At 53.8% G+C, this 11142-nt stretch carries 11 protein-coding genes; 5 read left to right on the top strand and 6 right to left on the bottom strand.

What is annotated here, in order from left to right:
- Window positions 1-179: 179 nt before the first annotated feature.
- Window positions 180-1319 carry a WD40/YVTN/BNR-like repeat-containing protein gene (locus AC3WJN_RS24990; RefSeq protein WP_007786346.1) on the bottom strand — a complete coding sequence of 380 codons (1140 nt, stop codon included), beginning with the start codon at window positions 1317-1319 and terminating at the stop codon, window positions 180-182.
- Between the two features lie 242 nt (window positions 1320-1561).
- Window positions 1562-2116: a helix-turn-helix domain-containing protein gene (locus tag AC3WJN_RS24985; RefSeq protein ID WP_005835858.1), complete on the bottom strand. Its 555-nt coding sequence runs from the start codon at window positions 2114-2116 to the stop codon at window positions 1562-1564.
- A 319-nt stretch (window positions 2117-2435) separates the two neighbouring features.
- On the opposite strand from AC3WJN_RS24985, the gene AC3WJN_RS24980 reads away from it, so the two are divergent.
- Both AC3WJN_RS24980 and AC3WJN_RS24975 read left to right on the top strand, forming a co-directional pair.
- Complete coding sequence (locus AC3WJN_RS24980) at window positions 2436-3737, top strand: MFS transporter (RefSeq protein ID WP_005835856.1); 1302 nt, start codon at window positions 2436-2438, stop codon at window positions 3735-3737.
- 17 nt (window positions 3738-3754) lie between these two features.
- Window positions 3755-4741, top strand: a complete 987-nt coding sequence (locus tag AC3WJN_RS24975; protein ID WP_007786343.1) for an ornithine cyclodeaminase family protein — start codon at window positions 3755-3757, stop codon at window positions 4739-4741.
- 65 nt (window positions 4742-4806) lie between these two features.
- On the opposite strand, the gene AC3WJN_RS24970 is transcribed toward AC3WJN_RS24975, so the two are convergent.
- Together AC3WJN_RS24970 and AC3WJN_RS24965 are read right to left on the bottom strand one after the other, a co-directional pair.
- A complete protein-coding gene (locus AC3WJN_RS24970) occupies window positions 4807-5160 on the bottom strand; it encodes a response regulator (RefSeq protein WP_005835853.1) in 354 nt (117 codons plus the stop codon).
- Between the two features lie 120 nt (window positions 5161-5280).
- Window positions 5281-5472 carry a hypothetical protein gene (locus AC3WJN_RS24965; RefSeq protein ID WP_005835851.1) on the bottom strand — a complete coding sequence of 64 codons (192 nt, stop codon included), beginning with the start codon at window positions 5470-5472 and terminating at the stop codon, window positions 5281-5283.
- 200 nt (window positions 5473-5672) lie between these two features.
- On the opposite strand from AC3WJN_RS24965, the gene AC3WJN_RS24960 reads away from it, so the two are divergent.
- The gene (locus tag AC3WJN_RS24960) at window positions 5673-6683 is read left to right on the top strand and encodes a BMP family ABC transporter substrate-binding protein (protein ID WP_007786339.1); all 1011 of its coding nucleotides are present in this window, start codon (window positions 5673-5675) and stop codon (window positions 6681-6683) included.
- 5 nt (window positions 6684-6688) lie between these two features.
- Window positions 6689-8512, top strand: a complete 1824-nt coding sequence (locus AC3WJN_RS24955; RefSeq protein ID WP_327953923.1) for an ATP-binding protein — start codon at window positions 6689-6691, stop codon at window positions 8510-8512.
- Between the two features lie 5 nt (window positions 8513-8517).
- On the opposite strand, the gene AC3WJN_RS24950 is transcribed toward AC3WJN_RS24955, so the two are convergent.
- Window positions 8518-9351, bottom strand: coding sequence for an alpha/beta hydrolase family protein (locus AC3WJN_RS24950; RefSeq protein ID WP_327953924.1), 834 nt, complete (start codon window positions 9349-9351; stop codon window positions 8518-8520).
- A gap of 5 nt (window positions 9352-9356) precedes the next feature.
- A complete protein-coding gene (locus tag AC3WJN_RS24945) occupies window positions 9357-10250 on the bottom strand; it encodes a LysR family transcriptional regulator (RefSeq protein WP_005835846.1) in 894 nt (297 codons plus the stop codon).
- 137 nt (window positions 10251-10387) lie between these two features.
- Here AC3WJN_RS24945 and AC3WJN_RS24940 point away from each other — a divergent pair, with 137 nt between their 5' ends.
- A complete protein-coding gene (locus AC3WJN_RS24940) occupies window positions 10388-10897 on the top strand; it encodes a rhodanese-like domain-containing protein (RefSeq protein ID WP_007786331.1) in 510 nt (169 codons plus the stop codon).
- Window positions 10898-11142 lie beyond the last annotated feature (245 nt).

Genomic DNA, 11142 nt, shown 5'->3' with positions numbered 1-11142 from the left:
TTGACCTCACTCTCATCCCGCCCCTAAAGGGGGTGCTATCGCACCGTAGCGGGCTTTCTCGTTCGGAAAATCTGTAATCTCCCCTCATGGCAAGACTCAGGCATGCCTTTTCCTTGTTTTGGAGCAACTGGAGGGGGCCGCATAACAATGAGCCATGCGGATACTGCGCATAAAACAATCTAATGACGATCGACGAGACGTGGGTGGACGATCCGCCAAGTATGGCCGCCGTCTGTTGTCTTGAATAATTGATTTGGCGCCACTTGACTGGAAATGACGATCCATCCTACTTGATCCGTAACAAAATCAATCGAGACAATCCGGTCGCTATCCGCAACGGTTTTGTCGACTTCTCTGTTCTTGACCAGCATTTTCCAACTCATTGCATAATCATTCGTGTGATACAAGTTTTCCCCGTCCGTAGTCCAACCAGTATGGATGGATACAAAATCGTAATTCATGTAAAAATTCGGGTTGTTGTATTTTAATACTGTATGATGGACCCAACTATCTCCGCCATTTGTTGTTTGGAAGAAATAGGTACACTGTTGGCGCTCACATTCACTGTGGAATACGAGGATTCCTTCTTTCTCGGAGAAAAACTTTGGCGAATCAAAAGTAAAGGGGGCAGGTTCCTCTAGTTTGGGAACAGTTAGGTACTGCTTCTTCCACGAAAGTCCCCCGTCTTTCGTATGAGAAAGCCAGGGTAATTCCTGCACCAATTGGACAGAACGAATCCAGCCAGTAGACCTATCGCGGAAGGAAATGCCCGTCTTATTTCCCTCTACGGGGACATTTCCTGTTTCGGTTGATTCCGATTCTGCAACCGTTCTCCATTTTCCACCACCATCTGTCGTTTGCAGAATTTGGACAGAATCCGCATTCATGGCCCTTTTAATCGATACCATCATCCAACCGCTTTTCTCGTCTGTGAAGAAAATCCGCGGAAAAATTCCTTTGGTTTTTATCTCCCCCATCGTTTTCCACGTTTTTCCTCCATCCCTAGTATGATGGATCGTTACCGTTGATTCATGATCTGATGCAATCCACGCTTGCTTATCGTCCAAGATAAAATACTGCCCTTCTGAAACTTTTACATCCGTTGGACTTGCTACTTTCCAATGGACGCCTCCGTCCGTTGTCCATAAGAGTGACTCCTGAACAACCGACCACCCAATGTTTTCCGTGTTCATTATGATTTTAGGAAGGCTAATTGCTTCCGTGACATTTTCTGTTGGGGGAGTAACCGAGCAGGCGATTAATGTGGAAAGGCATAAAAGGATTCCTATATAAATCAGCTTGTTTAGTTTGCTCGCCAAATGTACGACCTCCTGTCATATATAAAACACCTGAAGTCCGCAGACGCTATTCTCCATTCAGACCAGGAACTCCCCTGTTCAGCTTTACCTTGAGAAACCTGACAGCAAAACTGCGGCACGCACGGCACGCAAACCCATTGGCGAATACATCGACTCCCCCAACGAACGTCCCCGCAAAAAACTCGGCGACCGCTCCCCTGCACAATACCGGGAAGCGATCGCCGCATAGGTTGACCATTTTTCTACTGCTCTTTTTCCGAAACCGAATTGACGCACAAAAAACGGACGACCTCTCCGGTGCGGTTCAGCCAGTTGTGCGGCGTGGAGGACTCCATGTGGATGCTGTCTCCCGGGTACAAGTCGTGCTCCTCCTCGCCCAAAAGCAGCGTCAGCACGCCCTCCAGCACGTAGATGAACTCCTGTCCTTTATGCACAAAAGGCGTTCCGTTGTCCTCATGCGGCTGCAAGGTGACGAGGATCGGCTCCAGCAGACGAGTCGCCAGATCGCCGGACAAGTCCTCGTACACAAACGGGAAGTCGCTTGGCGCAGCCGGCTTGTTGCCGCCCCGGCGCACACGGTCAGTCCTGTTCGCGGGCTTCTCCGAAAAGAAATAGCTCGGGCTGACCTCCAGCGCCTCCGAAATTTTTTTCAGCGACTCCAGCGTAATCGAGGACTTCCCCCGTTCCACCTGGGACAAAAAGCTTATCGACAGTTCGGTTTTTTCCGATATTTGCTTCAGGGTCTTTTTCTTGCCAAGCCGCAACGACTTAATCAAGACGCCAATAGTAGGTTTCATCCGCTCTACCTCGAATTGAATTTTGCAGGATAGGTTTATCATACCGTGTGTGCAGAAAAGGTGCAAAACGCTCTTGCGGCAAATATTATTATCTTTTATAATCTTTACTATTATCAGACAAAAATCGCTTTCGCTTTTTTTACGCCCGAAAATTGAAGTGTCACTTCAACTATAAATTGAAGTATCACTTCAATTCGGTGTCGCCAGCTTCCCTTTTCCTTACTTGTGCAAAAATCCGGAAAGGCAGGTGGTCTGCTGCGCCACGCACCCACTTTACAACTAACATCATCCTACACACCAAGGGAGGATCTGAAAACTGATGGCACTTCAACCACAAGCGGGAGTTTCCAGGCAAGTTCAAAACAAGGCGCTGTTCGCCAGTCTGATTGGCAGCTCGATTGAATGGTTCGACTTTTTTCTTTATGGCACGATGGCGTCTCTCGTCTTCAACAAGCTGTTTTTCCCTTCTACCGATCCAACTGTAGGCTTACTGCTCTCTTATTTGTCGTTTGGTCTTCCTTTTTTCATCCGTCCGCTTGGCGGGGTCATTTTCAGCCACATCGGTGACAAGATCGGCCGCAAGAAGACGCTGGTGCTGACGCTCTCGCTCATGGGCAGCGCGACCGTGCTGATCGGCTTGCTGCCTGATTACGACTCCATCGGCGTCTGGGCTCCGATCTTGCTCGTGCTCATGCGTCTGGTCCAGGGCTTGGGGATCGGCGGGGAGTGGGGCGGCGCGCTCTTGCTCGCGGTTGAGTATTCCGGCAAAGGCCGTCGCGGCTTTTTCGGCAGCATCCCGCAAATGGGCGTAACGATTGGCATGCTGCTCGGCACTTTGGCGATTTCCTTGATGAGTGCGCTTCCCGAGGAACAGTTTTTGTCCTGGGGCTGGCGTGTCCCGTTCATTTTGAGTGCTGCGCTCGTTTTCGTGGGATTGTGGATTCGCAATGGCATTGACGAAACGCCGGCGTTCCAGACGGCGAAAGCCAGTGGCAACATCGCCAAGGTGCCGATTGTCGATACGTTCCGCTACCATTGGAAGTCCGTGCTGATTGCGGTCGGGGCAAAAGTCGTGGAGACGGGGCCGTTCTACATTTTCTCCACGTTTGTCATCGCCTACGCGACGAATTACTTGGAGTACGACCGGATTACCGCGCTCAATGCCGTCACTATCGCCACGCTGGTCACGACGATTGCGATTCCGTTCATGGGCAAGCTCTCGGACAAAATCGGCCGGAAGCCGCTGTACATCGGCGGTACGATTGCGATGATGCTCTTTGCCTTCCCTTACTTTTACATGCTGTCCACGAAGTCTGCGCTGTGGCTGACAGTCGCCACGGTCATCGGTCTGGGCATTCTCTGGGCTCCGGTGACGGCCGTGCTCGGTACGCTTTTCTCCGAGATTTTCAGCACGAATGTGCGCTATACTGGGGTAACTGTGGGGTATCAGCTCGGTGCAGCCCTGGCTGGCGGCACTGCGCCGCTGATCGCGACTGCGCTGCTCAGCTCTTTTAACTCGTGGGTTCCTGTCGCCCTGTACATTGTGCTTTGCGGAATGATCTCACTCGTTGCCATCTTCGCAACGAAGGAAACGAAGGATTTGGATTTTGACAAATCCTGATGGAAAGGATGAGCAACATGTTGGTCTTGAGCCGCGAAAATATTGAACAAATCTACACGATGAAAGATTGCCTGGAGGACGTGGAGCACGTCTTTCGCGCCCATATGCAAGGAGAGGTCACCACGCCTGTGCGGACCGCGATTGACCATCCGAAGTACGGCGCCACCAGCCTGTACATGCCTTCCTACCTGGCTGGCGACGACTATGTGGCGGTGAAAGTCATCAGTATTTTCCCGGAGAACCACAAGCACAACATCAAGTCGCTGCAGAGCGTCATCCTGCTGACCGAAGCCAAAACCGGACAGCATGTCGCGATGATGGACGCGAGCCTTTTGACCGTCATGCGCACAGGGGCAAGCAGCGGCGTCGCCACCAAATACTTGGCAAAAGAAGATGCCGACACTTGCGCAGTGCTTGGCTGCGGGGCCCAGTCCATCGGCCAGATTCAGGCGGTCATGGAGGTTCGCCCGCTGCGGCGCATTTTCCTCTACAACCGCACTCGGGCAAAAGCGGACGAAATGAAAGCGAGCCTGCGGGCGCTCTATCCGGATTGGCAAGGAGAGCTGACGGTCGTGGACAATGCCGACGAAGCGGTCGCGCAGGCACAGATCGTCATCTGCAGCACCAAAGCGACCGAGCCGCTGTTTGCCGCCGCGAGCCTGCGCCCTGGCACCCATATCAATGCCATTGGCGCGTTTCTCCCGCACATGCGCGAGGTGGACGCTGCCACGGTGCAAAAAAGCAAGGTCGTCGTCGACACGCTGGAAGGCGCCGAGCACGAGGCAGGCGATCTGCTCATTCCGATTGAGCAAAACGAATGGAGCTTCGCGCAATTGCATGCGGAATTGGGCGAAATTTTGATCGGCGCAAAGCCGGGCAGGGAAACCGAAGAGGAAATTACGTTGTACAAGTCGGTAGGAATCGCCTATCTCGATACAGCGGTAGCCAAGACGGTGTACGAACGGGCCAAAGCCGCCGGAATCGGCACGGAAGTTTCCTTGTAACGCGTCAAAAATTGCACGCAAACAGCCGCCAGAGCACATCGCTTTGGCGGCTGTTTCCTGTTCGCTTACAGCAAGCGTGAAATCGCATCGAGAATTTGCTCTTTTTGAAAAGGCTTGATGACGAAGTCGCTCGCCCCCGTCTTCATCGCCTCCAGCACCTTTTGTCGATGGCCGACTGCCGAGCAAATCAACACCTTGGCATCCCGATCGTAATCCAGTATTTTGCGCATGGCTTCAATCCCGTGCATGTGCGGCATCGTGATGTCCATCGTCACGATGTCCGGCTTCAATTCCTTGTATTTTTCAATCGCTTCCAAGCCATTGCTCGCCTCTCCGCAAATTTCGTGCTGCTCGCCTAGCATATCCGTCAGCATCCTTCTCGTGAAGGCTGCGTCATCTACAATCAGCAATCGGGCCATGGTGTCCTATCCCCTCACATCTTGCTCGCATTCTACCTATTACTTTTGCAGAAATCGCAAGCCTTGTCCACGAGAGAAAATGACTTCTTTTGTCGAAACAAACGTTTGCAGCACACTCCCCTATGGAAGAAAGCCGATTGGCCCTGTAGCATCGCCTGTACCGCGCTCGCCAACCGACTGCTCGCCCGCGCCCGAAGCAAGCGGACTCTCCGGCTTCGGGTGCGGGGTCGTCTCGCCTATTTCCGGCAAATCGACCTGTCTCACTTCATCCGGTATATCGGTTTGCGGGATTTCCACGATCTCTTTTTCCATGACAGACGCCTCCCTTTTTTATCGCTTTTGCTGCGTATTTTTCCTCCTTAGCGTGTCCTGATCCGTTTTTTCCATGCAGCTCCACCTGCCTCCATCATTTCCTCTTTTTTTCATCGCGGCACTTTTCCGATATAATAGGGGTGCACTTCTTTGCCGATTACTTGAATCTACGCCTGTTTCCTTTGGAGGAGAATTTATCCATGCTCAAGCTGAAGCCTTTTTTTGCCCTGTTCACCGCTTTGGTTGTCGGGCTGCTTCTGCTCATTACCAGCCAGTTCATCACCAGTATGAAGCATTTGGAAGAGGTCATGAATGAACGCGGGCCTTCTTCTGACATATTGCGTGTGGCCTTGCTGCTGGAAGGTCCTACCTACGACCAGGGCTGGAACAGCAGCGCGATGGAAAGCATCACGGAAATGCAAAAAAGATTCGGCTTTTCCCTGGAAATCGCGAACAATTTAAAGCCGGAGCAAATTATGAACGTGGCGCAAAAATACGCCGCCAATGACTACGATCTCATCCTTGGACACGGCGTGATTTTTTCCGAACCGTTTACCCGCGTGGCGCTGCAATATCCGCATACCCGCTTTGTTTCTTTTAACGGGGAAGCCCCGCATCCCAACCAGACGACGATTCGCTACGACATGAAGCCCGCTGGCCAGCTCGTCGGCATGCTCGCAGCGAAAATGTCCCGCGCCCGCAAAGTCGGCTATATTTTGGTGGACAAGCCGCCGGAACTTGCCCAGGCCGAGGGCTTTCGCGAAGGGGTAAAAAAGGTTTCCCCGAAAACGGAGGTCGTGATCGGAAAAGTGTCAGATTTTAATGACATAGAAAATGCGGTGCAGAAGACACGCGAGATGATCGCCCGCGGCGTCGATGTCATCTACACGACCGGCGACAGCTTCAACCTCGCCGTCATTACCGAAGCGCAGCGGGCCAAGGTGTACACCATCGGCTACATCGCGGACCAGCGCTACATTGCGCCGGACTACGTTCTCGCCTCGCTGGTGCAGGACGTGCGCCAGTGCTACCGGATTATTTTGGAGCAGTACATGGCAGGCCGGCTTCCGAGCGGCAAAGTCGTGTACGGCCTGGCCGAAGGCGTGAACCATTTCAGCCCGTTCGGCCCGATGGTGCCCCCGGAAATTCGTGAAGATATTGAACGGGAATTGCAGCGTCTCACTTCTTCCCGTGGCTCATTTGGAGGTTAATTTGCATGTCCCTGTTCAGCAATCTTGGATTTCAGAAAAAAATCATGCTCAGCTATCTCGTCATGATGCTTTTGATCGGATGTGTCACCAGCCTGTTCAGCTACCAGATGACAAAGGTAACCTCCGATGAAGTGCACCTGACGCAAAACGTCTTGCCGCAAACGAGCGCACTGTTGGAGGTCAAAAACCAGATTTACACCAAGACGTACGCCCTGAACATGTACACCTTGACCCGCGACGAGTCGTATCTCGACCAGTATTACACCAATCTGATCGACACCGCCCGCTTTGCCTCGCTGACGAAAACAGAGGAAAACAGCGGCTTGTTCTCCATCATCGAATCGATTTCCAGGCTGGATTTTCTTTTTTTGAACAAAATCAATCCGCTGCTCAAGGCAAACAACGTGCCCGCGGTCAGCTATGTGCTCAGCCAGGAAGTCCAGCCTTTGATCGACCAGTTGGAGCGAGACTTGTCCTTCTCGCTCAACCAACTGGAGTACAAGACGAACAAAGAGTTTCAGCACACGAACGAAAGCATTCGCGTATCGCTCATTCTCACCTACACCGTTTCGGTCGCGGCGATTTTGTTCGGCTTTTTCTGCACGTTTTACTTCCGCAACGAGCTGCTTCGCCCCATCGAGTCGTTGATGCAGCAAGCTCGCGAAGTGTCCAAAGGGACGTTCGGGCAGCAAATCGTGTACACCCACCAGGACGAATTCCGCGAGCTGGCCCACGAGTTCAACAAGATGTCGAGCAACATCGCCAACTTGTTTGCCCAGGACGCGATGCAACGGCAAATTTTGACGGAAGAAAAAAATATTCGCGAGCAAATTCTCAACTCGTTGCCTGTCGGGATCATTACCCACCCGCACGCCGGGGCTGGCATTCACGTCAACAAGCTGGCAAACGATCTCGTCAAGGTCGATGAGGCAGGCTACCCGATGTGCAAGGATGCTTCTTTTGCCGCCTCAACCGACAGTCAGGACTCCCCCTGGTTCGTCAATCGCAAAATGACGCTGTACAAGAAGGATGATACGCCTTTTATCGCGCTTGTCTCGTACGTGCCGCTGCACAATCACCAGCACGATCAGGAGTCGGGCTGGATGGTCGCTTTTCTCGATATTACCGAACAGGAGCAGATTCAAGAATACTTGAACCAGTCGGAAAAACTCGCCATGGTCGGACAGTTGGCAGCCGGAGCCGCGCATGAAATCCGCAATCCGCTGACGGTCATCTACGGCTTTATCCAGTTGCTGGAGCAGCGCCTGTCCGATCAGGAGCGGGACCGTTACTATCTCCCGCTCATTTTGCAGGAAATCGAGCGCGTCAACCGGATCGTCACCGAGCTGTTGATGCTCTCCAAGCCGTCGAAGCCGGACTATCGCGAGGTCAATCTCGCGAGCGTCATCCACTCGATTCTCCCGTTGATGAACGCCGAGGCCATGCTGCACGGCATCGAGATCGTGGACCGCTGTGCGCCCAATATTCGCCTGCATGTCGATGTCGAGCAGCTCAAGCAAATTTTGCTGAACCTGATGAAAAACAGCATCGAGGCCATGAAAGAAGGCGGCCTTCTTGCGATCGAAAGCCACCTGGACGAAAAAGCGGTGCATATAAAAGTGAAAGATACGGGAGAAGGGATTCCTCCGGAGTATCTCGTGCGGATTTTTGACCCGTTCTTCTCGCTGAAAGAAGACGGAACCGGACTTGGCTTGCCGATCTCGCGCCGCATGGTCGAAAACCACGGCGGCGAGCTGCAAGTGAAAAGCAAGCCCGGACAAGGGACGGAGATTACGATTACTTTGCCGCTCACGCCGAAGGACGACTAGGGCGATCAGGTCGCAGCCTGCGCGGAAACGGCCCGCTCCTGGCCGCGTTCATCCAGCCAGGCGAACATTTTGCGCGTGTACAACTCCATCTCGTCTCCGACAAACAGATGGCTGGCCCCTTCCGCCAGCCATTTTTCGTGGCGGACACCGGCCTGCCTGAGCGCCTCTGCCAGCCTGTGGGCATGCTCCACGCTCACGTTTTCATCCTCTGTGCCGTGGATGATAAGCACCGGGCAAGCGATCTCTGCCGCCCGATGCAGCGGCGTGCGGTAGCGGTACGCTTCCTCCTGCTTGCGCGGGTGCCCGATCAGCCTGCGCAGCATTCTCCGCATGTCCACCCGCTCCTCGTACGTCAACACCATGTCGCTGACGCCGCCCCAGACGACCGTCGCCAGCAAGCCTTTGCACTCCATCGCCGCAAACAACGCCATGACCCCGCCCCGGGAAAAGCCGTACGCGCTGATCCGGCGTGCGTCGACGATGTTCAGCTTGCAAAGTAGCTCGTAAGCCGCAAACACGTCCTGCCGATCGGCTCCGCCAAACTCGTCGCGCCCCTCCCCGCCTTCGTTTCCCCGATAGTGCGGGGCGAGGATCACGTAGCCAAAGGCCGCCATCTGGCTGATCCGCTCCGGCCTGACCCGACCAATCCCTCTGATCCCGCCGCGGCAGTAGAGCAGCGCCGGGAGTCTGGCCCCGTCGGTCAAAAAGCTCTCCGGTACAGCCAAAGCCGCCTTGACCAACAAGCCGTCGCTGTAATAGCTGACCGTGTAGAGCGCGACGTTTGGCACGACCGACTCTTCGCAAGTGACAGCAACAAATGGCGATAAATCAACCTGCATCCTGCTCACGATTCCTCTCTCTTCGCTCTTTTTGACGTCCATTTTTCTACAAGAAACTGCATCGACGGGGACAGCCACTTCTTTTGGTGGTAGACCAACTGGATGAAAAACGGAGGCTTGTCGTTTTGAAAAGGCACGGCAGCAAGCACCCCCTCCGCCTGCTCTCTGCGCACAGCCATGGACGGCAAGAGCGCTACTCCCAACCCGCAGCGCACGCACTGCTTGATCGCTTCCGGGTTGCTGAACTGGCACGCGACCCGATGAGCAATGCCTTCTTCGTTCAGCACGTCAATCAGCATGCCCCGGTACGTGCAGCCTTCCTCGGTGAGAATGAACGATTCGTTTTCCAGATCGCGGGCGGTGAGCGTAGGCAAGCCCGCCAGCCGATGCTCGGGAGGCATGACGATCACAAGTTCCTCCTGGGCAATGGTCTCGGCGACAAGCTCTTTGTCGGTACAGCGGCGATCAAAAATGATCCCGAGGTCCAGATATCCTTCGTGAAGCTGCTGCAAAATCGCTTCCTCGCCGGCCGTGCGCAACACGAGATCCACTTTGGGATAATGCTCGCGAAAGCTCTGCAAATACGGCGGCAAAAAGAAAGCCGCCAGCGTGTCAATCGTGCCAATCGTCAGCGGACCGCTCTCCTGGCGGTTCACGACCTCCTTAGATTCCCCATATAGCCGAATCATTTCCCTCGCATACGGCAAAAGTGCTTCTCCAGCCTGGGTCAGCCGCAGTTTGCGCCCATAGCGCTCGAACAGCGGCACCCCGTACGACTGCTCCAGTTTTTGCATCTGGGCGGTCACCGTCGGCTGCGCATAGCCAAGCTCCTCTGCCGCCCTGGTAAAGCTGCCCCATCTGGCCACCTCGCGAAACGTATGCAGATACACCAGCTCCATGGCGGCTCCCTCCTGTTCATCTATAGAAATGGATGATGATGTTTATGGAATAGTATAGATAATGGTGATGATTCGATCAATGCTAAGCTGAAGTCGAAGTTGAAGTTGAGATCATCTCAAGCCAAGGAGGATGTCACATGTCCATGCGAATCTCAAGCGTATTGCAAACCCCAGCCGCTCCCCTGGCGCAAGCGCAGCGTCATTTTCTCGCCAAGCTCGCTCTGGAAACAGATGTGTCCAACGTTGCGCACGACCTGCAAAACGGCGTAGCCGATTTTGTCATTCTCGACGCCCGCAGCGAAAAGGCGTATCGAGAGTGCCACGTTTCTGGCGCCTTTTCGCTGCCCCACCCGCTGATCTCAGCAGAGACGACCGCTTTCCTGGACCGTTCCAAGCTGCTCGTCGTCTACTGCTGGGGCCCGGCCTGCAACGGTGCAGCGAAAGCGTGCGCCAAGCTTGCCGAACTGGGCTTTGCCGTCAAGGAGATGCTCGGGGGATGGAGTATTGGCAGCGGGAGGGGAAGGGGGTGGAACGAACGCCCCATGATGGCGTTAGCGACTGCTCCCAAGCCTGAAAGCTCGTCTAATCAGGTTGTTAATAAAAACGGGCAACAAGAAGAGATGGCTGTCATCCATGTAGAAGGATAACAGCCATCTTCTTCCCGTCCGTCTTGGTGTGGCAGCGGAGTTTGTTTATGCCAGGGGCATCACTTGGCTTAACCGCTGCCAAATGGTCCATCCTGCCAAACAAATCCTGCTACGTATTTCCTTTTTTCTCGTATTACATTTCCTGTTTTTTCTATTTATGCAATTTTATAGCTCTTCACCATTAAACGTGCTTGATCTTCCTCTAGCGTAGTTTTTCACTTTTTTATATGGCTGGTTTACACTCC

The organism is Brevibacillus sp. FW306-2-1A-C05A (genome assembly GCF_058781555.1).
The sequence above is the reverse complement of the archived record's forward strand: the minus strand, read 5'-3'. Positions and strand labels throughout refer to the sequence as shown.